The following is a 19,450-nucleotide window of genomic DNA, read 5'->3' as shown; positions in this document are numbered from 1 at the left end:
GTGGTTACTGAATGATTTCTAGTAGCTGCCCGTCAAAGGTAAATTTGCCAGCAATGCTGTTTTTAACCGTTGCGTTGAAGGCATTTTTGCCACTGAACTCTGTAATGACCAGTATGTCATTATCTTCCTTTACATAGCGTGTTTCTATGTGTTTATAGCTGTCCGGGTCATTCATACTTTTTTTAATGATCTTCTCTAACCCATAATGCGAGCCGTCCCAGGCACTAAATTGCTTTTTAATTTTTTCGTCAATGGTGGGTGGCGCTTTTGGCTTGGGAGTCGCTGTTTGCGTGCTAGTTGTAGAAGTTGTACGAGTTGTAGGCACTGATGGTGCAGACGTAACCCAATACACGATTATTACAGCAAACAAAACTGCAAAAATTTTAGTTGTTGTTGTGGTTTGAGGTTTATTTTTTGCTCCGCACTGTGGGCAAGTTTTGGCAGTACTGCTGATTTGATTTTTGCATTCGTGACATTTTATGAGTGCCATGATGATCCCTATCCTTAAAAAGCCGGTTACATTTTAACCGGCTTTGGATCGTGAATCAGCTATTGAAAATTGTCAACTATGGTCAGGTTTCTCGCTCTATTTTGTCTAAGACAAGCTGTTGACGCCGATTTAAGTAGCCTAATATGTTGGCTATTGCCCAGGCGCGGCATTGTGCCGTTTTGGGTAACTCTGCCAGGATTTCAGATACACCTTGCTGACAGGCCGTTAGGTCTTGTAATTCTTCTATTGTATTTCTTATCATAATGGTAAGATTGTCCCTGTTTACAGGGCTGCTGCGAACAGCCCAACTAATGTAAATACTCAGATGCACGGTCAATTTTTTGGCCGTGCATTTTCTATAGTTAATCCAATAAATGTAAAAATCAAGCGTTAATCCGAGTTCAGCCATCAAAGCCACTTTTAAATAATCCTTAATAAGGAATTTAATCCTTTTTTCGGGATTATTAGTAACAACTAAAGAGTTGTTGATTTTGTTGGTGTGGCGCAGAGGCTTTTATATCCGTTGATTTCCTTTGTTAGGAAAATTTCCACATATTAAATTGTTATGTTTTTACTCACTTTGAGTTTTAAGCGGTACCAAAGTGAGTTTTATTAACGCAAAGTTAGCAATTAAAAGACTTTAAGCCAGTTTCAAATTAAAAATGCTAAACAATCAAATTGAATTACCTCCTTCAATATATACTGTATGTATATACAGTTCTAGTTGATTTTTTAGAACTTGAAAAGATCTAATTTATTGTGAATTCGGCTGCACTTTAACCTTTATTTATGATGGGTAACGTCGGTAGACCCAGCTTTTATTAAGGGTCTATCGACGTACATAGGAGGTGTTTTTGTGTTATGGGGAAGGCTTGTTGATGTTGATATATACATCACTTTATTGATGTTGTTTCTATAATGGTTTCAACGATAGTGTTGACTTTATTCAACTGCTTTAAGGCGCGACTAAAATTTTGTTGTTTTACATCAAACATCATATAGGCCATTGATTCCGCAGCTCCTTGAACCAAATGAACTTTTAATGCACCGATAACTGATTCACTATTTATATTGGTGAGTTGCAGTAGCAGATCTATCTTTTGTTCGGTTTCACAACCTTGTAGTAGTCGGGTAATCATTTAACTCTTCTCTTGTTGTTGATGTGTGCTGTACAACTCTTACAACTTGTACAACTGCATTATGGTTACTGGGGTTGTGGGGTAGCGGCTACCATAATTAACTGGTAGCCGTAGCGGTTGCCACGTTTAACCGAGTGCCAGTGAATACCGTCGAATTTATCTAGCCTGGCACGGGCGGTTTTGTCGTCTTTGTTAAAACCGATGGCGTTGAGTAAGTCGGTTTTATTGAGTCCTGGTTGATTGCGCAGGGTGGCTTGTACTTCGTTAATAAAGTCCAGGTCTTCGTCTGTGGATTGGGCCTCTACTAAGCTGCGCGGAATAATTGCTAGTGTGCTGGGGCAAATTTCAAATGCCTGGTCAGTAATGGCGGCGCGTTCTTTTTGTACCTTTAACAACATGCCAATGCCGCCTGCGATATCAAACTTTTTAAGTTGGAACATGTTGTCGACGCTGTTGCGAATATGGTTAGAACCCTGATAATTTTTGCCGTCTTTATTGCTGTGGTGCAGTACGACTATGGTGGCTCCGGCCTCGCGGATATCCATTAGGTGAGTCATAACATGCATCATGCGCGATTCGGCGTTGACGTCGCCAAAGTTACGCAGGCTATCAAGCACAATTAGCACATTGTCGTAGACATTGGCGGTGGCATTAATCGCTAACTCGGACAGTAACTCGATTGCAGTGAGCTTTGATTTAGAGCGCTGGACATATTGAACATTGCGGTAGCGGGCGACCAGTGTTTGGTCTACACCACGCTCTTGCAAAACGCTGAGGGGGTTATCAAAGTCCAGATACACGATTTGCATGCGTAGCTCGGCGCAGTATTTGGCCAGTGCCAAACCTAACCAACTTTTGCCATTGCCACCATCGGCATAGACCATAGTGATCAGGTTTTTGGCGAGGAAGCCATCTATCAGGAACTCGGTTTGGTCGTTAAAGTCCTGTGTTTGCAGAGTGGCAGCAGTGAGGAAGTCGAACATTTAGGATCCTTAGTTTTCGTCTACAAAGTGGCTATCGATAGTGGTAACCAGTAGTTGTACTTGTGCCCGTTGGCCGTTGATTTGTAAGGTACCAAGCCATAGAGCGGCTTCGTCTTCTTGCTCTGCGACATCTTCGGCTAGTTCGTCAATGATTTTGCTGACTTGCTGGGCGGTAATGTCGGTCATGATCATCACTTCGGGGTCGTAATCGGGGTGGGTGTGGTTGGTCATAAATATTCCTATATCAGTTTGGGTTGAATTTTGGCGAGGTATTCCCGCCGTTTGGTACGCAGGATCTTGTAGACCTGAATTTGGTTTAACTCGGGGCAGTAACCTTTGTGGATTTTGTCGACCGGCCAGCTTTTGTCGTGCCATAGGCGGAACATATGGATGTCGCGCAGTTCTTGGCGCAATTTGTCACCCCTGGGCAGGTATTGGCTGCGGCCACCTTGATAATGGGCAATTTCGGCTATGATCATGGTGCTGAGTTTGTATGCCTCGGGTTGCTCATATCCTGCATTGGTTAAACGCCGCTCTGTGACCATCACTAGCGCCCACAGGTGTTCCTTGTAGGCGGCTTGGGCGCGTTGCTCTTCGCTGGTTAGCGCGGGGAGGTGTTCTAACAGGTCGTCAAAGTTGTCATCAAAGGCGAAGGTGTTTTGATTTTCGTCACTCATCGGTTTTCCTTGGCGGCTTGGATTAGGGCTTCTATGCGTTGGTGTATGCGGCATTTTTTGTTGACCGGCACGCTGTGACTGTCGCTAATTGCGGGTAGTTTTGGCGCTGGTAATGCTTGCAAAACCGGTGGTAGGGTGCCGGTTTTATATTCAGTAACTGCTGTTTCCCAGGCTTTATTAAAGTGTTTATCAAAGCTGCTGGCGGCTTGTTTGGTGTAGTCGCCAATACGGTGGTAAACCACTTCTACTACATCATGTAGCCAGACAAAGTTTTGCTTAAACCTGTGTTTTCCATTGCGATCAATAATTTGTTGGCGTGCGGCGTCTTTGTCGGGCAGACCGTATATTGTCGGGTCGTCACACAGGGTTAAAAACTGGGGGAGTTCTGGCGGCCATTCAATTTTGCTTTTGATAATGCGTGATATGGCAAAGGTAATTTGTTGGTCGCTAATTTGCTCTTGCATAAAAGCGCGCGCCCACATGCGTTTGGTGGCTTTGACTTCGTTATCGCTTCCAAAACGACTGGTATATTTGCGCCCGAAGATTAGCTGCATTTGGCCAAATACCTGGTTAACCTGGGTGATGGTGTGATCATTAATTGGCCCAGTCGCTGTCGTGGACGTTGAGCAGGGCATTGCTAACGCCTGCTTTGCCTGATGATTGAGCTGATTGACTGATTTCATTGTTGATGGCTCCAATACTGTTCCAGCCTGGGATGTTGCATAACACCTTTTTCATGTAGTTGTGGTTTACCAGTGGCTTTTGCTCGCCACCTTGTTGCCGACTGGCGCTGATTTGGTTAACGGTTTGGTCGATTGCCTGACATAGGGCTGTGTGATTGGGGGTGATGTTTAAAATGTCATGCAGCAAACGCAGTGCTCTACCGTTGTTTAAATCGCTTTTAACGGGGCGAAAAAGGCCTAAATAACTCAGTAGACTGCTAGCGGTTTGGGTGGGTAATTTTGCCACTAACGCCAATAACTCTTTACCTGCTTGATCCTGAATAAGTGATTCTAGGTGCAGGTGGTGGTGGCACACTGGGCAGCGGGTTAACTTCATCGTTTGATTAACTCCGCATAGGCGGCACTTACATAGGCGTACGGCGCTTTAGCAGTAGGCCATTCTTTACGGTGCCCTTGTAATACGTTTATTCCTTGCTTAACTAGCCAGTCGGCCATTAGGCGGCGATGCCAGTTTTTAATTGATTCCAGTATTTGCGCGGCGATGTGGTCGGTTAGCCAGCTTACGGATTCTATGCCTTTGCCCCTGTTAAACTTGGCGGACATGCGTTTTACGTAGGCATCTAGCGCGGCTTCACTTCCATCGCGTACAAAACCTTGTTTGGCCATGGTGATCCAGATTGCGCGGATTTTATCGACTTCGGCCACTTGGCCTGTTCCGCTAGGTGGGGACATACGGCGCTTGCTGGGCTTTTTGGATTTAAAGCCGACTGTTTCAAAGTGTTTGATAACGTTATGCAGCTCTAACGGGCGTAATTTTGCCGCACTGGTTTTGCCGGTAACCTGCTCAAGGACACTGCGATAGGTGGCATCATCTAAGCCCAGCTGTTGCTTGGCGATATGCACTTTGGCAATCAGTCGACTGCGAGATTGTTGGATTGGTGTTGTCATTTTTAGTCCTGTTTTTACTTAATCAAAGCCTTTTGCATGGGACAAAAGGCTTTGATTAAGGCCCTTTTAAAGGGCCGTAAGGTTTAGGCTGCGGGTTCGACCTCTAGCCAGCGCTCGTCCGTTTGTTCGTCGTGATAGACGTTGATGGTGTAGAGTTCTTCTACTCCATCGATGTTGGCGGGCAAGCTGTTTAACAGGGTGCGTAAGTCATTTACGCAACCGATTTGGTGACGTGTAACAAGTGTTGGTTTAGTCATGTTGGGTTGCTCCCAGGTTGTTAATATTGGCCATATCGAGCGGCAGCTGTACGTAACTGCCAGATTCGATACGGTAGTAAACACGGAAGTATTCGGCGGTACGGTCGACTTCGATGGCGTCGGCCAGTGCCTTCATGGCGCTTTGCCATTCGGAGTCGTCTATTTTGTGCTGACGGAGTGACAGCACTTTTGCTGCACTAAAGCGGCCACTTTTATCGGTTTTAAACGCACCCTGGACGATGGCTTGCAGGTTTTTGTTGCTGCCTTTGGACCAACGTTTGATGCAGCTGTCTATGATTTGCTTGGCAGCTAATAAACGCTCGTTAAAAGCGATTTTGTCCTGGCGGGAACGCTCTATTTTTATGCTGCGATCAAAACTGTAAAGGGTGACATTGCCCTTTTTACCGCCAATGTTTTTGGAGTATTCCGCCAGTGAATGGCTAACAAATTCGGCTATGCGCGTTTGCAGCTTGTTGGCCAGTCGACGCATTTCGTCACTGACCAGTAGTGCATCGCGAAACAGATCCTTTACGATGACGTCGCGATCAAAGTCTTGTGGTTTGATTTTGTCACGACGCATTAAATTGCCTTCGGCATCGAACATAAAGCCTTTTGGGGCGGTGTTGTCTAGCAATGTGTGTAGTTGTTCTAGTTTTGTAATACCCATGACGGTTCCTTATTGTTGTTGCGAGATTGACCAGCGCACGGTGCAACCATGCAGTCGGGTTTGATTGTGGTATTGGCGACCATTTTTGTTACCCGTGGTACATAGGTGATGGCCTTTAATACAGTTGTTTGGCGGTGGCAATATGGTGATGACGTTGCCTGCATCGCCCACTTGCATATTGATGATGGCGCAGCCTTTTTCATTGAGTTCATCCAATGCTTTGCTGGCCAAATCAATTTTTTGTTTAAATGCTTTGTTGTAGCTGTTCATACACAACGCCTTTTGTTTGGGCAGCTTAGGCAGGCACGGTACAACCGCACCCGCTGTGGACTGCTAATGGAAAAAGGAAGGTTTTGTTCTTTGTCGCAGCGTTTAAGCGGAATTTCGCCTAGTACCGGACAACTAACGGTTTGATTGCTGTATGCTGCAATTACCTTGTGCTCTATGTTTTCCAACGAGCCTGGGTATTTGTTATTTAACAGTTGCGACAGGGTGGTTTTGCTGATGTTTAGGTCAGTTTCTACCTGTCTGCGGCCCCGTTTTTCAACTTGGGCATTGAGTAGTTCAATCCATTGCATTGGAACTGTCCTTTTTTACAACTGGCTTTACATCGGTTTTGCGGTTTTGGTCGTATAAGCTGTTTTTGCGAATGACGGGATATTTATGGCCAGTATTGAGTAACAGGCGATAGATAACCTGTTTGGGGCTTGTTTGCTTTTTAACAGGTGACCATTGGGGCCGCATTACTTTGACGTAGCCGTACTTGACGAGTGCGTTGACGTAACGAAGTACACTTGCGCGTGTGCATTCTGACGATGCGACGACTTCATCGATTTTAAACTTGCCGTGCCAACGCATGGCTTGCCAAATTAATTGACGTTGGCATTGCTTGCCTGACACGTTTCGTTTGAAATCGAAGTCGACACCACGCACAGCAGCATATACATGCGGCTTGTGATTGGTGTTTATCGTTTTGATTGCACCTTTTTTGGTGAGGTGATCTATAACGCGTTTCACCTCTTTCATTGATAAGTCCATTTGTTTGGCCAGCTCGGTACTGTGGAAGTCCTGCTGGGCCTTTATCCATTCCCAACTTCTTTGGCTGAGTGTTAAAGACATAGTGTTTGCCTCTTAACGAACTACAGGGAAGAAGGATTGTTCGCCCCAATGTGCGGCAGATACTTGCTTTATGCCGTTTGAGCGTGCGAATTTTTCGATGTTGTCCAGGCCGGTATGTATGCGTCGGAAGGATCCTTTTGAAGTGGCTAAAAGTTCTTCTAGTAGGTCGATGTCGATTTGGCATTCGGTGACTAATGCGCTGGCCATAATGCGAATATCTTCACTGTCGGCTGGTTGGAATTCGACGTGTTGTGCAATACGGCTGAATAGTTGCGGAAGCCGTTTTACTTTGCGGGGCAGAGCGGCGTAGCCAATTAGGATAATTGGTACGTTGGCTATGTCGTAAATGTCGCGAATGGTTTCGAGTACATCGGTGCGATCGGCTATGTAGTCGGCTTCGTCTATGAATACGGGTTTATTTTGAAGTACTAGTTCGTGCACGATGAAATTAAGCATATCTGCGCGGCGTTGACGCCGGTCTAGCCCTAGATCTTGTGCTAGGCGTTCCAGGAAGGTGCCGAGGGTGTCACTACGTAAACAACGTACCAGGACGCCATCGGCTTGTGAAAATAGAAAACCTCCTGCGGTGGTTTTACCTAATCCGGCTTCACCGGTGAACATGGCTAGTGCTGGGCTACCTGCATCACAGGCTTCTACACAGGATTGGTAGGCGTCGAACGCCATCATGACATTTTTGGTTTTTGCTATTGCTGCTTTCATTTTATAACTCCATTACTGTTGTTGTGGTACTTCGAATAGTTTGTCGAGCATGCGAGCACTGGCTTTGTTGTTGGCGCGATAGGCATGTAACCAGGCTTTTTCGACTGGTGTGACGGAAGATGCGTGCTCTAGTAACCGCTGGGTTAAATAGCGGGCTTTGTGGTGATCGTTTTTGAATATGGGGGTGTCATTGGCTAGGGATTCGGCCAGTTCCAGTTCTTTGCGGCGTTGTTCTAACTGGGTTAGTTGTTGCTCGGTATAGCCGGTTTGTTTGGGTTGACTGGCCTGTAATGCTTGCTCGGCTGCCTGGGTAATATTGGTACTGACTTGCTCTGACGGCTTTGGAAAGGCGTTTAAACCGCCATTTAACTGGGTTTTGTGGTCTATATATTGTTGGGCCACATCACCGACATTTTGTTTGGCAACATTTTTGCGGAATGCTTTACGTTGTTCTTTGAGCTTTGCACGTTGGATCTGTTTTGCCTGGTGGGCGATCTCTTTTACGGTTAGGCCGTTGTTTGCGATTTCCGGATTAATAGCTTCACAGATAAAGTGATGATGCAGTGCGTGGAATACGTAGATTTTGCCGACATCTTTGGGGTTCCAGCGACAATATACCCGCTCGCCAATATATGCCCCTAGCTCTGGGTGGATGTAGCTGCCACCTTCGACTTGGATACCTTCGGACTTGTTGACGATCCGGAAGCCTTTTTGTCCTGGCACCGGTGCCAGTAGCACGTCGAGCACGCGTTCATCGTCCAGGCGCTGGATTTGCTGCGTGTGTTGGGTGAACTTTTGAAATGGGGTGCATGCCAGTTTACGGTGTTTGCGGTGGTGATACTCGTGTTCGACCCATTGGTCGATAAAGCTCTGAAATTGTTCGGCGGTAAGCGATACATTAATTGCTACTCGCTCGGCTCCTTTTTGCTTGCGCTCTAACAATTGCTTTTCGAATGTTAAGCGTTTGGATATTTGCTGGCGTTCGGCGACGTTGTGGCCAATGTAGCCTTGTATGAGTTCGGCCATGCCGTGGCTGAATGTGCGGAAGAAGCGTTCTATAAAGGGTTTTTCCCAGCCTGAGTAGGGGTTGGTTATGTCGTTCTCGATGTCCAGTGCATCCCATACGCTGGTGATATGCGCTGACAGGTAGTCGGAGCCGTTGTCTGTTCGTGCGACTTGCGGTAGTCCCCAGTCGAGAATCGCTTTACGGATTAATAGGGCTATTGCTTCGGCGTTGCTGGTGGGTTTTAGTACCAGTTTTACACGACGGGTGAATACTTCTATTACGCCTACTATTGAGTAGCGGCCATCGAGCAGCATGACGTCTGCGGGTGTGGAGTCGAATTCCCACAGTTGATTTATTTGGGTGATATCTTCTGACTTACTGCCAAAGGCTACCATGCGACTGTTTTGCCAACCTGATGGATCGACAAGTGACATAAACAGTTCCTGGTTTTCTTGTTTCCAACGGCGAAGCCAGTCTCTGCACGTACTGGCACTGGGAATTTTAAATAATTCGTCAAAGCGCATTTGCAACAATTCGTGCAAGCGTTCGCCTTTAATGTGTGGGTATTCTTGAATTAATGCTTGGCAGTAGTTGAGCATTTCGGGGCTTGAATCGATTAACCCGTTGCCCTTGTTTTTGCCGTATCGACCCGTTAAGCCTGTTATGCCTTCTTCATTGTATTGTTTTTCCCAGCGGGCGAGGGTGGCATAACTTATAGTGGCTTTGTGCTCGCGCAGTTGGTCCAGATTGGCTTTGCCATTGTTGTAGTGGACGCAGAATAATTTCCAGGCTTTGACTTTGGGTAGTTCGGTGCGTTTTTGAAAAAGTTGCGCTGCTTTTAGTATACCAATGGCGGTTTCGGCACGTAATTTTGCGGTACCTTTTAACCCTGCAAATTGTTTTAGTGATTGCTGTTTGCGGGATTGGCTAATTTCCTGTGTGAGTTTGTCTTTTTTGGCAAGGCCTTTGCCGATTTCTATTCCGCTAACATCGGTACTATCGCTTTGTGAATGTGTTATAGAAAGAGCTGCTTGCACATCACCTGGCAGTGAATTGGTGTAGTAATGGGGTATTTTCCCGCCACGGCCGGATCGCAATTCATGTTCCCAGGACTCTTTTTTGGCTCTTATTTGTACACTACGAACTGTTATACCTAGAGCGTTTGCAATGTCTTTTACTACAAAAGTTTCCATGTTAGTCATTGCGTCCTTGTATTTGTTTTTGTTGATGTTTACGATTAGCCTTTGATTTAGTATCGAGATCCTTTGCTTTTCCCCCTCGAATAGGTTGCCCATCCTCTGTATAGCGTGATGGCCAGATTTGTTGGGGGGTGGCATTTAAGAAGTTGGCGATGATTTTTTCTACTTTGGGGTAGGGCCTGTTAAGCGCTAATCCGAAAGCGGATACAGAATATCCATGCTTTATGGATAGCTTTCGGAGGGTTGTTCCTTCTTTATGGATAGCAGCAACGATGTCTGCACGGTGCCAATCTTTTAAAGGGGCCATTTGAGTCCTTTTTAAATACAAAAAATTGTATTCATAAATACAATAAATTGTTTATACATACACAAAAATGTATTTGCAAGCATTTTTGTGCTCGTTTTTTGTATTTCTATGGTGAGTGCGTGGATCAAATAGAGTTTGCTGAATACATTGGTGGGTTGCGGGATAAACGGATTACTCGCAAAGAAATGGCTACTAAGTGGCCATGGCACTTAAATACTATTCGGGGGTATGAAAAGGGAGAACGACTTCCTGACGTAGATTATTTGTTGGCACTATCTATTGAAACAGGTGCTGACTTTGTTGATTTAATAGAAAAGCGCTTGATGGTTGGCGTGTTGAATGATGAACATTATTTAGAGCTTTTGACAAACGCCAGGCTAGTTGATCCGGATGAACCACTGTTGGTGCTAGGGCAGCAAACGCATATAAAAGTTAATAATCTGGATGCGGTGTGTGAACCTGGTAATAGCGAATATTCATTTGCACCCAAAAAAGTCAAAATACCATTAGATTGGGTTGGTGATTCACATCTTGGTGAAAACACGTTAGCTACATTTAAAATTGCCGATGACTCGATGGAACCGACCATAATTAAAGAAGCTCACTTATTAATAGATACAAGCAAAAATGAACTACAGAATGCCCAGGTATTTGCGTTGCGTATTAATAATGACATTTATATTAAGCGCGTACATAAAGATATTAGCGGTGGTGTGGTTTTGTTAAGTGACAACAGTAAATATCCGCCAATCAACTTAGAAAAAGAACAATTAAAAGAGATAAAAGTAGTAGGGCGGGTAATCAGTTCAAATAATCCTATTTGATATTTAGGGGAATATTGCTACAACTTCTACCGGTTAATGATCGCACTTTACAACTTCCAGAATTTAACTGGTTTTTCCGTCATCGATACGTTTTCAGCAAGCTCTAGCGAAGTGCGATCACAATCTGTAAGTGCGATCTTGTGATCGCAGTTCAACTATTAAAGTGCGATCCGTATATATTAGTAGTGGATACAAATGACTATATCTGTGGATGGTTGAAAACCGCGTTTAAACTGCCTTAAACAGCTGTTTGGACATCTGTTAACGGCTCTAAGTAAGTTTCTTATACTTCGTGGTTAATTTTTCTTAATCCACTAAGGTTCTCAATTTGAGCTGTTTTTGAGATAACGCAGATAATTTCTTTTGTTGGCCCGCAGCCCTTGTTTACTAAGAGTTATCCCGGTTATTCCCGTTTTTTTTCATTTGTTCCCGGTTTCTCATACTTATTGGTTACTTACATTTAAAGGTCAAGTAAAGGACAAAAGGAGTTTAGACGATGCGTAGCATAAAAGTGGATGGCAAGGCGGTAAAGCCTTCAAAGGTAGTCTGTATTGGACGTAACTATGTGGAACATATTGCCGAGTTGGGTAATGAAGTGCCAGATGAGATGGTGGTGTTTATCAAACCTAATTCTGCTATTTCTTCCGGGTTAACCGCGCATCACCAAGAACCTTTGCATTATGAAGGGGAGTTGTGTTTTGTCTATCAGCAAGGCAAATTTAGCGCAGTAGGGTTTGGACTGGATCTGACTAAACGGGAGTTGCAGAGCAAGCTGAAGGCCAAAGGATTACCCTGGGAACGGGCTAAAGCTTTTGATGGGGCAGCTGTGCTGGGTCATTTTGTGTCCATTGACAACATTGATGATAATTTACGTCTGGAGTTGAAAATTGACGATAAGCTAATTCAGGCTGGCGGCATTTCATTAATGATGTATAAGCCGGATATTATCGTTGAACAATTAAAGCAATTTATCACCCTCGAAGACGGGGATGTGGTGATGACCGGCACGCCAAAAGGTGTAGGGGTGGTGTCACCGGCAGCACGATTTGACGGTGCTATATATTGTGGTAACACATTGCTAGCGTCTTCGCACTGGGTTGCTACATAACAGAGCTGAGGTTAAATAATTCAGTAAACTACAAACATTTTGTAATAGATTATGAATAAAGATGGAGATCGTATTCATTTTAATCTAGATTGTAAGTTAGTACGTTAACGACTCTGGCTTACTATAAATATCAATATTATGGAAAATATTACTCAACAAAAAGTTGCGGTGCTAAGGAAGAAGTTAAGCGACATTGATGCCATTTTGGATGAAATTACCTTAACCGAGAATGAGTGGCAGCTAATCGAAAGTACCATTGACGATGTTACCATCAGATTGACCTTGTTAAGCTATGGTAATATGGACGTCAGCTCTGAAGAAGAGTTTGACTGGTTGTAACTAAAACACCTGTCTCACTGTCCTTATCAGGCTAAAAATAGCTGATGTTGTTGTTATATTCATCGCTTTGACCAAATAATCAGCATTCACGCTAATAAGTGTCTTATTTTCAATAATTAGACTTGCGCTTGCTAAGCCCCTCTGTATAATACGCAGCATCTTGAGACGGGGTGCTAAGCCAAGTCAGAAAAAGAAAAGATTTCAAGCGCGGGATGGAGCAGTCTGGTAGCTCGTCGGGCTCATAACCCGAAGGTCGTAGGTTCAAATCCTGCTCCCGCAACCACATTTATTAAAGTTGGTTTTGTAATCAGTTTTAATTATGATTGGTGGACAAGGGTCCAGTATCAAAAGCCCCGCTTAGCACGGGGCTTTTTGTTATCCGTTTTTACGGTACTAATGTTGTTTATTGTCCGGGCTTAATGCCCTTTTTTTGTTTTTGGAGCTGAGATTGTCACAGCTAGAATTGAAATTGACCGCAATGCTGGAACCGGCTGTTGAAGCCTTGGGTTTCGAATTGTTGGGTGTTGAATTTGTCTCTGCAGGCAAGCACTCAATATTGCGAATTTTTATTGATCATGAAAATGGTATTAGTGTCGATGACTGTGCTGATGTCAGTCGTCAGGCCAGTGCCATATTGGATGTTGAAGATCCGATATCGACGGAATATAACCTCGAAGTGTCATCTCCGGGGATGGAAAGACCGTTGTTTAAAGAGGCTCATTACCAGCAAGTCGTCGGGCAGGTGATTCAGGTCAAGCTGATGGTGCCGATGGATAACAGACGTAATTTTAAAGGTAAGCTTGTGTCCTGTGACGCAGGTACGATCGTAGTTGAGGTTGATGGTCAGAACTATCAGTTGGCTATTGCGAATATTAATAAAGGCAATGTAGTTGCAATTTTTGACTAAGGAAGCGAGGCAAACGGGCAATGAATAAAGAAATTCTATTAGTGGCAGAAGCCGTGTCCAATGAAAAACTGGTTCCCAGAGAGAAAATTTTTGAAGCTCTGGAATTCGCTATCGCCAGTGCCACCAAAAAGAAAAACAGTGGCGAGATTGAAGTACGTGTCAGTATTAATCGTGATACCGGCGATTTTGATACCTACCGACGCTGGTTGGTGATTCCGGATGACCAGCCGCAGGAAAATCCTTATGCAGAAATAACCTTGTCTGCCGCTCAGGTTGAAGAGCCGGATATCCAATTGGGCGACTACGTTGAAGATCAGATTGAGTCTATCGTATTTGACCGTATTACCACTCAAACGGCTAAACAAGTTATTGTACAAAAAGTACGCGAGGCCGAACGTGCCCAGGTAATGGCAGAATATGAAGATCGTGTCGGTGAACTGGTGACAGGTACAGTCAAAAAAGCCAGCCGCGAAAGCATCATTATCGATTTAGGTAATAATGCGGAAGGGGTTATTTACCGCGATGATATGTTACCGCGTGAAACCTTTCGTCCAGGCGACCGGGTGCGTGGTCTGCTGTATGTGATTAAACCGGAAGTGCGTGGGCCACAACTTTTTATCAGTCGTACGCATCCAGAAATGCTGGTGGAATTATTCCGCTTGGAAGTACCGGAAATTGCTGAAGAAGTGCTGGAAATTAAAGCCGCAGCACGGGATCCGGGTTCACGAGCCAAAATTGCAGTAAAAACCAATGATAAGCGCCTTGATCCTGTGGGAGCCTGTGTAGGTATGCGGGGCTCACGCGTACAAGCCGTTTCTGGTGAATTGGGCGGTGAGCGTGTTGATATCGTTCTGTGGGATGATAACCCGGCTCAATTCGTCATCAACGCCATGTCGCCGGCTGAAGTGGCCTCAATAGTGGTCGACGAAGACAGCCGTTCGATGGATGTGGCAGTTGAAGCCGATAATCTGGCTCAGGCCATTGGTCGCAGTGGGCAAAACGTGCGTCTAGCCAGTCAATTGACCGAGTGGGAACTCAACGTCATGACGGTTGAAGACTTAAACGCTAAACACGAAGAAGAAAATTCCAAAGTATTGAACCGTTTTGTTAACGCGCTGGATATTGATGCCGATATGGCGAGCATTCTGGTCGAAGAAGGATTCTCTACACTGGAAGAAATTGCCTATGTTCCGGTAAGCGAATTGTTGGCAATTGAAGAATTTGATGAAGAAACCGTTGAAGAACTGCGTAACCGTGCAAAAGGGGCATTAACCACCCAGGCACTGGCAAGCGAAGAGTCTCTGGAGGGTGCTGAACCTGAAGAAGACTTGTTAAATTTAGAAGGGTTAGACCGACACGTCGCATTTGTTTTGGCCAGCAATGGCATTACAAATCTTGAAACACTGGCAGAACAAGGTGTAGACGAGATTTGCGAACTGGAAAATATGGGTGAAGAAAAGGCCGGTGAGTTAATTATGGCCGCCCGTAATATCGTTTGGTTTAACGAAGAATAACATCAGCATGAGGAGCCGCAACACATGGCAGAAGTATCCATACAAAAACTTGCCGATGACATAGGCACAAGCGTTGAGCGTCTGGTTCAACAATTTGCCGACGCAGGTATAAAAAAATCAGCTGGTGAACAAGTTAGCGAAGCCGAGAAGAAAACCTTGCTGGATCACTTGAGCAAACAGCATGGTGGACGAGGTAATGACGAACCCAAACGTATGACCTTGAGTCGTAAAAGTACCAGCACGTTAAATGTTAAATCGTCGGGTAAGTCCCGCGCGGTCACTGTGGAAGTGCGCAAAAAACGCACTTATGTCAAACGAAGTGACGCTGAAGTGGCTCGCATGGCCGAAGAAGCCAAAAAAGCCGAAGAAGAACGTTTAGCAGCAATTGAAGCTGAACGTCAGGCTGCTGAAGAAGCTAAAAAGGCGGCTCAAGAAAAAGCCCAGAAAGAAGCGGAAGCTCGAGCCAAGAAAGCCGAAGAAGAAAAAGCTCATCGCGAAGCCCAGAAACTGAAAGAGAAAGAAGAAGAAAAGCATCTGACTCCGGAAGAAGTGGCAGAACGTGAAAAAGTGCGCGCCGAAACCGAAAAGCTGCGTTTGCAGCAAGAATCTGAAGCACAACGCAAGCTCGAAGAAGAAGCGAAAAAAGCGGAAGATGCAGCTCGTCAGTTAGCTGAAGAAAACGAGCGCCGCTGGAAAGAAGAAGAAGAGAAACGTAAGAAGCAAGAAGCGGAAGAAGTGCATCTGCATTCATCACGTTACGCTCAAGAAGCGGAAGATAAAGAAGATTTACAAATTGAGCGTAGCTCACGTCGCCGCAAAGGTAAAAAGAAAAAAGACGCAGGTGCAGGTTTACAACATGGCTTTAACAAGCCTGCCGCACCGGTTGAACGTATTGTTCGTTTAGGCGAAACCGTCACCGTGGGTGAATTAGCTAACCGTTTGGCGGTTAAGTCTAAAGAAGTCATTAAAACCATGATGAAAATGGGTGAAATGGCGACGATTAACCAGGTTCTTGATCAAGATACTGCTATTTTGGTGGTTGAAGAAATGGGTCACAAATATGAACTGGTTAACGAAAATGCGCTGGAAGACGAGTTGCTGTCAGAACAGGGCAATGATGAAAAATCCAGCCGTGCACCTGTTGTGACCATTATGGGCCACGTTGACCACGGTAAGACATCACTGCTTGACTATATTCGTAAGGCTAAAGTGGCTGACGGTGAGGCGGGTGGTATTACCCAGCATATCGGTGCTTACAGTGTTGAAACCGAGAATGGCAAGATTACCTTTCTGGATACCCCTGGACACGCGGCGTTTACCGCTATGCGAGCTCGTGGTGCAACGGCAACCGATATTGTTGTTTTGGTGGTGGCGTCGGATGATGGCGTGATGCCGCAAACCAAAGAAGCCGTGCAACATGCTAAAGCCGCGGGTGTTCCGTTGATTGTTGCAGTTAACAAGATGGATAAAGAAGGCGCCGATCCGGAGCGAGTCAGAAGTGAACTTTCACAGATTGAAGTTATTTCTGAAGAATGGGGTGGTGAATACCAGTTCGTTAACGTTTCTGCTAAAACCGGACTGGGCGTTGATGAATTATTAGAAGCCATTTCGTTACAAGCCGAAGTTCTGGATCTACAAGCTGCATCGACCGGTGCTGCTAAAGGTCTGGTCATTGAATCTCGTCTGGATAAAGGGCGTGGTCCGGTTGCGTCGGTATTGGTACAAGAAGGTCAACTGAAAGCCGGTGACATTATGCTTTGTGGTCTGGAATACGGTCGTATTCGCGCCATGAAAGATGAAAATGGTCATGATGTGGCCGTGGCTGGACCTTCCACTCCGGTTGAAATTCTGGGCTTGTCGGGTGTCCCTGCTGCCGGTGATGATGCGTTAGTGGTTTCTGACGAGCGTAAAGCTCGCGAAGTGGCCAGCAAACGTTCAATCAAGCAACGTGAATTGAAACTGGCCAGACAACAAAAATCCAAGTTGGAAAATATGTTTGCCAACATGGAAGCTGGTAATGTCAGCGAACTGAATGTGGTATTAAAAGCTGATGTACAAGGTTCGGTCGAAGCGATAGCCGATTCACTCACAGGTTTGTCAACCGATGAAGTGAAAGTGACTATTGTTGGAAGCGGTGTCGGTGGAATTACCGAAACTGACGCGAGCTTGGCAGCCGCATCTGGCGCTATTCTGGTTGGCTTTAACGTCCGTGCTGATGCTACTGCGCGCAAAGTGATTGAGTCTGAAGAAATCGACTTGCGCTACTACAGCGTTATTTATGACTTGCTGGACGAAGTGAAGCAGGCCATGAGCGGAATGTTGTCACCTGAGTTCAAACAGCAAATCATCGGCTTGGCCGAAGTGCGTGATGTGTTTAAATCACCTAAGCTTGGAGCAATTGCCGGTTGTATGGTGACTGAAGGTATCATCAAGCGCAGCAACCCTATCCGTGTTTTGCGTGATAACGTGGTGATTTACGAAGGTGAGCTGGAGTCATTGCGCCGCTTTAAAGATGATGTACAGGAAGTACGTAACGGCATGGAATGTGGTATCGGTGTGAAGAACTACAATGACGTCAAAGTCGGTGACCAGATAGAAGTATTTGAAGTCGTTGAGGTTAAACGTCAAATCTAGTCTGGCATATCGAAGTGACTTGATAAAAATGCTCAACTCAGGTTGAGCATTTTTGTCTTGGTCGCTGTGATAATGGCAGTATCAGATAAGGTCGTTAAATTATCGGCCAGAGGAGAAAGTATTATGGCAAGAGAATTTTCAAGAACCGACAGGGTCGGTCATCAGATCCACAAAGAAGTTGCCAGTATCTTACAAAATGAATTCAAGAATCGTGATCCGCGTCTGGGCATGGTGACGGTATCCGGTGTACAGGTATCACGTGATTTGTCCTATGCGAAAGTGTTTGTGACCTTTTTCGAAAACGATGATGCCAAAATCAAGGAGTTTCTGACTATATTGGAAGACAATAAAGGCTTTATCCGCACCTTGTTGGCCAAGAGCATGCGTATGCGGGCGGTACCTGCTTTACGTTTTGTACGTGATGCATCTATTACTGAAGGCATGCGTATTTCCAGTCTGGTATCCGAAACCTTGAATAAAGATAAAGAGCGCGCTAAACAGGTGGGGCGTGATTTGGATGAAGAACAGCAACAAGAGTAATAACATCGATGGCGAGACGATCAAAAGGCCGTGCCATTAATGGGATTGTGCTGCTAAATAAACCACTGGATTTTTCATCCAATCAAGCCTTGCAAAAGGTAAAAGGGATCTTCTACGCCAGTAAGGCCGGTCATACTGGCGCGCTGGATCCGCTGGCGACCGGCATGTTACCGGTTTGCTTGGGTGAAGCGACCAAGTTTTCCCAATTTTTACTGGATGCCGATAAAGCCTATTTGGTTACCGCCAGGCTAGGTATTCGCACCACCACCTCGGATGCAGACGGCGAGGTGGTGGCGGAGCATCCGGTTAATGTGACCGAGCAGCAATTGCTACAAGCTTGCGAACAGTTTCGCGGGCCGATAAAGCAGGTTCCATCGATGTTTTCAGCATTAAAACATCAGGGCAAGCCGCTGTATTATTATGCTCGGCAGGGGATTGATATACCCCGTGAGGCACGCGATATCACCATCTATGATTTACAGATTCATCGTTTTGAAAACGATGAAGTGGATATGCTGGTGCGCTGTAGCAAGGGGACCTATATCCGCTCATTAGTGGATGATTTAGGTCAGTTACTTGGATGTGGCGCTTATGTGTCGGCATTGCATCGCACCGAAGTGGCTGATTATCCGATTGAAAAAATGATGACCTTTGAACAGTTGCAGCAATTACGCGATCAGATTGATGAGGATGGTCAGCAAGATTGGTCGGCACTGGACGACTTGCTACTGCCTATGGATACAGCGGTTGAAAGTTTACCTCAGGTTGAAATACCGGCGATGTTTGCCGCTTATTTTATGAATGGTCAGGCAGTCAAGGTCGCCAATGCACCTTGTGAAGGGCAGGTAAGGGTTTATGTGCCGGATGGTACCGGGTTTGTCGGTGTCGGCCAGATTGATGATGATGGCAAGGTGGCTCCCAAACGTCTGGTTGTCCTGTAAACGGTTCTAAATTGGTGTGCTCGACGAATTAACTTGCGTTTTAACGGAGCGTCATTATAATGCGCGCCTTCCTGACTTAGCTGAATTAGTGATTGGCTAAGTCTTCATTCTCTTAAGGAGTACAATATGTCACTAAGTGTTGAAGAAAAAGCAGCGTTAGTTGCTGAATATGCAGTTAAAGAAGGTGATACAGGTTCACCGGAAGTTCAAGTTGCGCTGTTGACTCACAACATCAACAAACTTCAAGGTCACTTTGCTGATCACAAGAAAGATCACCATTCACGTCGTGGTTTGTTGCGTATGGTTAGTCAACGTCGTAAGTTGCTTGATTACCTGAAAGGCAAAAACACCGAGCGTTATGCGGATCTAATCAAACGTCTTGGCTTACGTCGCTAAGTTCTGTTTGCAGAAAATTCCGGAAGGCACCTTATGGTGCCTTTTTTGATCG

Annotated in this window: 26 protein-coding genes and 1 tRNA gene; 10 read left to right on the top strand and 17 right to left on the bottom strand. The window is 45.3% G+C overall.

Annotated features, from left to right (window positions below):
- Positions 1-4: 4 nt before the first annotated feature.
- From V1467_RS11905 to V1467_RS11825, 17 genes are all read right to left on the bottom strand, one after another.
- A complete protein-coding gene (locus tag V1467_RS11905; RefSeq protein WP_416305191.1) occupies positions 5-490 on the bottom strand; it encodes a hypothetical protein in 486 nt (161 codons plus the stop codon).
- Positions 491-572: 82 nt separating this feature from the next.
- The gene (locus V1467_RS11900) at positions 573-899 is read right to left on the bottom strand and encodes a hypothetical protein (protein ID WP_416305190.1); all 327 of its coding nucleotides are present in this window, start codon (positions 897-899) and stop codon (positions 573-575) included.
- A gap of 484 nt (positions 900-1,383) precedes the next feature.
- Entirely contained in the window at positions 1,384-1,629 is a 246-nt protein-coding gene (locus tag V1467_RS11895; protein ID WP_416305189.1) for a PapB/FocB family fimbrial expression transcriptional regulator, read from the bottom strand.
- 65 nt (positions 1,630-1,694) lie between these two features.
- Positions 1,695-2,612, bottom strand: a complete 918-nt coding sequence (locus V1467_RS11890) for an AAA family ATPase (RefSeq protein ID WP_416305188.1) — start codon at positions 2,610-2,612, stop codon at positions 1,695-1,697.
- A gap of 9 nt (positions 2,613-2,621) precedes the next feature.
- On the bottom strand, positions 2,622-2,843 hold the full coding sequence (locus V1467_RS11885) for a hypothetical protein (RefSeq protein WP_416305187.1): 222 nt from the start codon (positions 2,841-2,843) through the stop codon (positions 2,622-2,624).
- A gap of 8 nt (positions 2,844-2,851) precedes the next feature.
- Entirely contained in the window at positions 2,852-3,289 is a 438-nt protein-coding gene (locus V1467_RS11880) for a Mor transcription activator family protein (protein WP_416305186.1), read from the bottom strand.
- Positions 3,286-3,972 (bottom strand): replication protein P, encoded by a 687-nt coding sequence (locus V1467_RS11875; protein WP_416305185.1) that lies wholly within the window; start codon positions 3,970-3,972, stop codon positions 3,286-3,288. The genes V1467_RS11880 and V1467_RS11875 overlap by 4 nt, the downstream gene beginning before the upstream one ends.
- On the bottom strand, positions 3,884-4,348 hold the full coding sequence (locus tag V1467_RS11870; protein ID WP_416305184.1) for a hypothetical protein: 465 nt from the start codon (positions 4,346-4,348) through the stop codon (positions 3,884-3,886). Before V1467_RS11870 ends, V1467_RS11875 begins: the two co-directional genes overlap by 89 nt.
- A complete protein-coding gene (locus V1467_RS11865; protein ID WP_416305183.1) occupies positions 4,345-4,920 on the bottom strand; it encodes a gp16 family protein in 576 nt (191 codons plus the stop codon). The genes V1467_RS11870 and V1467_RS11865 overlap by 4 nt, the downstream gene beginning before the upstream one ends.
- 83 nt (positions 4,921-5,003) lie before the next feature.
- Positions 5,004-5,177 (bottom strand): hypothetical protein, encoded by a 174-nt coding sequence (locus V1467_RS11860; RefSeq protein WP_416305182.1) that lies wholly within the window; start codon positions 5,175-5,177, stop codon positions 5,004-5,006.
- Positions 5,170-5,844 (bottom strand): DUF3164 family protein, encoded by a 675-nt coding sequence (locus tag V1467_RS11855; RefSeq protein ID WP_416305181.1) that lies wholly within the window; start codon positions 5,842-5,844, stop codon positions 5,170-5,172. Before V1467_RS11855 ends, V1467_RS11860 begins: the two co-directional genes overlap by 8 nt.
- A 9-nt stretch (positions 5,845-5,853) precedes the next feature.
- Positions 5,854-6,114, bottom strand: a complete 261-nt coding sequence (locus V1467_RS11850) for a hypothetical protein (RefSeq protein WP_416305180.1) — start codon at positions 6,112-6,114, stop codon at positions 5,854-5,856.
- On the bottom strand, positions 6,111-6,422 hold the full coding sequence (locus V1467_RS11845; protein ID WP_416305179.1) for a hypothetical protein: 312 nt from the start codon (positions 6,420-6,422) through the stop codon (positions 6,111-6,113). Before V1467_RS11845 ends, V1467_RS11850 begins: the two co-directional genes overlap by 4 nt.
- Positions 6,409-6,963: a hypothetical protein gene (locus V1467_RS11840; protein WP_416305178.1), complete on the bottom strand. Its 555-nt coding sequence runs from the start codon at positions 6,961-6,963 to the stop codon at positions 6,409-6,411. Before V1467_RS11840 ends, V1467_RS11845 begins: the two co-directional genes overlap by 14 nt.
- A 12-nt stretch (positions 6,964-6,975) precedes the next feature.
- Complete coding sequence (locus tag V1467_RS11835) at positions 6,976-7,683, bottom strand: AAA family ATPase (protein WP_416305177.1); 708 nt, start codon at positions 7,681-7,683, stop codon at positions 6,976-6,978.
- Between the two features lie 12 nt (positions 7,684-7,695).
- A complete protein-coding gene (locus V1467_RS11830) occupies positions 7,696-9,882 on the bottom strand; it encodes a Mu transposase C-terminal domain-containing protein (protein ID WP_416305176.1) in 2,187 nt (728 codons plus the stop codon).
- A 1-nt stretch (position 9,883) separates the two neighbouring features.
- Positions 9,884-10,195, bottom strand: a complete 312-nt coding sequence (locus V1467_RS11825) for a helix-turn-helix domain-containing protein (RefSeq protein WP_416305175.1) — start codon at positions 10,193-10,195, stop codon at positions 9,884-9,886.
- 119 nt (positions 10,196-10,314) lie between these two features.
- Here V1467_RS11825 and V1467_RS11820 point away from each other — a divergent pair, with 119 nt between their 5' ends.
- The 10 genes from V1467_RS11820 to rpsO all read left to right on the top strand — a co-directional run bounded on the left by V1467_RS11820 (position 10,315) and on the right by rpsO (position 19,398).
- Complete coding sequence (locus V1467_RS11820) at positions 10,315-11,019, top strand: XRE family transcriptional regulator (protein ID WP_416305174.1); 705 nt, start codon at positions 10,315-10,317, stop codon at positions 11,017-11,019.
- A gap of 496 nt (positions 11,020-11,515) precedes the next feature.
- Complete coding sequence (locus V1467_RS11815) at positions 11,516-12,127, top strand: fumarylacetoacetate hydrolase family protein (RefSeq protein ID WP_416305173.1); 612 nt, start codon at positions 11,516-11,518, stop codon at positions 12,125-12,127.
- A gap of 138 nt (positions 12,128-12,265) precedes the next feature.
- Positions 12,266-12,466, top strand: coding sequence for a hypothetical protein (locus tag V1467_RS11810; RefSeq protein ID WP_416305172.1), 201 nt, complete (start codon positions 12,266-12,268; stop codon positions 12,464-12,466).
- 206 nt (positions 12,467-12,672) lie between these two features.
- A tRNA-Met gene (locus V1467_RS11805) sits at positions 12,673-12,749 on the top strand.
- A gap of 165 nt (positions 12,750-12,914) precedes the next feature.
- Entirely contained in the window at positions 12,915-13,373 is a 459-nt protein-coding gene (gene rimP, locus V1467_RS11800; RefSeq protein WP_416305171.1) for a ribosome maturation factor RimP, read from the top strand.
- Between the two features lie 20 nt (positions 13,374-13,393).
- Positions 13,394-14,887 (top strand): transcription termination factor NusA, encoded by a 1,494-nt coding sequence (nusA, locus tag V1467_RS11795; protein ID WP_416305170.1) that lies wholly within the window; start codon positions 13,394-13,396, stop codon positions 14,885-14,887.
- A gap of 24 nt (positions 14,888-14,911) precedes the next feature.
- Positions 14,912-17,521, top strand: a complete 2,610-nt coding sequence (infB, locus tag V1467_RS11790) for a translation initiation factor IF-2 (protein ID WP_416305169.1) — start codon at positions 14,912-14,914, stop codon at positions 17,519-17,521.
- A 123-nt stretch (positions 17,522-17,644) separates the two neighbouring features.
- Positions 17,645-18,061: a 30S ribosome-binding factor RbfA gene (gene rbfA / locus V1467_RS11785; protein WP_416305168.1), complete on the top strand. Its 417-nt coding sequence runs from the start codon at positions 17,645-17,647 to the stop codon at positions 18,059-18,061.
- A gap of 8 nt (positions 18,062-18,069) precedes the next feature.
- Positions 18,070-19,002 (top strand): tRNA pseudouridine(55) synthase TruB, encoded by a 933-nt coding sequence (gene truB / locus V1467_RS11780; RefSeq protein ID WP_416305167.1) that lies wholly within the window; start codon positions 18,070-18,072, stop codon positions 19,000-19,002.
- A gap of 126 nt (positions 19,003-19,128) precedes the next feature.
- On the top strand, positions 19,129-19,398 hold the full coding sequence (gene rpsO / locus V1467_RS11775; protein WP_416305166.1) for a 30S ribosomal protein S15: 270 nt from the start codon (positions 19,129-19,131) through the stop codon (positions 19,396-19,398).
- Positions 19,399-19,450 lie beyond the last annotated feature (52 nt).

It is taken from the genome of Neptunicella plasticusilytica, assembly GCF_047922965.1.
In the GTDB taxonomy this organism is placed as follows: domain Bacteria; phylum Pseudomonadota; class Gammaproteobacteria; order Enterobacterales; family Alteromonadaceae; genus Neptunicella; species Neptunicella plasticusilytica.
Note: the sequence above shows the minus strand (reverse complement) of the source record. Positions and strands in the feature narration are given on the sequence as shown.

Excerpts from the sequence above, each read along its gene's own strand:
- V1467_RS11905 (WP_416305191.1), bottom strand. The coding sequence starts at position 490 with ATGGCACTCATAAAATGTCACGAATGCAAAAATCAAATCAGCAGTACT.
- V1467_RS11900 (WP_416305190.1), bottom strand. The coding sequence starts at position 899 with ATGGCTGAACTCGGATTAACGCTTGATTTTTACATTTATTGGATTAAC.
- V1467_RS11895 (WP_416305189.1), bottom strand. The coding sequence starts at position 1,629 with ATGATTACCCGACTACTACAAGGTTGTGAAACCGAACAAAAGATAGAT.
- V1467_RS11890 (WP_416305188.1), bottom strand. The coding sequence starts at position 2,612 with ATGTTCGACTTCCTCACTGCTGCCACTCTGCAAACACAGGACTTTAAC.
- V1467_RS11885 (WP_416305187.1), bottom strand. The coding sequence starts at position 2,843 with ATGACCAACCACACCCACCCCGATTACGACCCCGAAGTGATGATCATG.
- V1467_RS11880 (WP_416305186.1), bottom strand. The coding sequence starts at position 3,289 with ATGAGTGACGAAAATCAAAACACCTTCGCCTTTGATGACAACTTTGAC.
- V1467_RS11875 (WP_416305185.1), bottom strand. The coding sequence starts at position 3,972 with ATGAAATCAGTCAATCAGCTCAATCATCAGGCAAAGCAGGCGTTAGCA.
- V1467_RS11870 (WP_416305184.1), bottom strand. The coding sequence starts at position 4,348 with ATGAAGTTAACCCGCTGCCCAGTGTGCCACCACCACCTGCACCTAGAA.
- V1467_RS11865 (WP_416305183.1), bottom strand. The coding sequence starts at position 4,920 with ATGACAACACCAATCCAACAATCTCGCAGTCGACTGATTGCCAAAGTG.
- V1467_RS11860 (WP_416305182.1), bottom strand. The coding sequence starts at position 5,177 with ATGACTAAACCAACACTTGTTACACGTCACCAAATCGGTTGCGTAAAT.
- V1467_RS11855 (WP_416305181.1), bottom strand. The coding sequence starts at position 5,844 with ATGGGTATTACAAAACTAGAACAACTACACACATTGCTAGACAACACC.
- V1467_RS11850 (WP_416305180.1), bottom strand. The coding sequence starts at position 6,114 with ATGAACAGCTACAACAAAGCATTTAAACAAAAAATTGATTTGGCCAGC.
- V1467_RS11845 (WP_416305179.1), bottom strand. The coding sequence starts at position 6,422 with ATGCAATGGATTGAACTACTCAATGCCCAAGTTGAAAAACGGGGCCGC.
- V1467_RS11840 (WP_416305178.1), bottom strand. The coding sequence starts at position 6,963 with ATGTCTTTAACACTCAGCCAAAGAAGTTGGGAATGGATAAAGGCCCAG.
- V1467_RS11835 (WP_416305177.1), bottom strand. The coding sequence starts at position 7,683 with ATGAAAGCAGCAATAGCAAAAACCAAAAATGTCATGATGGCGTTCGAC.
- V1467_RS11830 (WP_416305176.1), bottom strand. The coding sequence starts at position 9,882 with ATGGAAACTTTTGTAGTAAAAGACATTGCAAACGCTCTAGGTATAACA.
- V1467_RS11825 (WP_416305175.1), bottom strand. The coding sequence starts at position 10,195 with ATGGCCCCTTTAAAAGATTGGCACCGTGCAGACATCGTTGCTGCTATC.
- V1467_RS11815 (WP_416305173.1), top strand. The coding sequence starts at position 11,516 with ATGCGTAGCATAAAAGTGGATGGCAAGGCGGTAAAGCCTTCAAAGGTA.
- V1467_RS11810 (WP_416305172.1), top strand. The coding sequence starts at position 12,266 with ATGGAAAATATTACTCAACAAAAAGTTGCGGTGCTAAGGAAGAAGTTA.
- nusA (WP_416305170.1), top strand. The coding sequence starts at position 13,394 with ATGAATAAAGAAATTCTATTAGTGGCAGAAGCCGTGTCCAATGAAAAA.
- infB (WP_416305169.1), top strand. The coding sequence starts at position 14,912 with ATGGCAGAAGTATCCATACAAAAACTTGCCGATGACATAGGCACAAGC.
- rbfA (WP_416305168.1), top strand. The coding sequence starts at position 17,645 with ATGGCAAGAGAATTTTCAAGAACCGACAGGGTCGGTCATCAGATCCAC.
- truB (WP_416305167.1), top strand. The coding sequence starts at position 18,070 with ATGGCGAGACGATCAAAAGGCCGTGCCATTAATGGGATTGTGCTGCTA.
- rpsO (WP_416305166.1), top strand. The coding sequence starts at position 19,129 with ATGTCACTAAGTGTTGAAGAAAAAGCAGCGTTAGTTGCTGAATATGCA.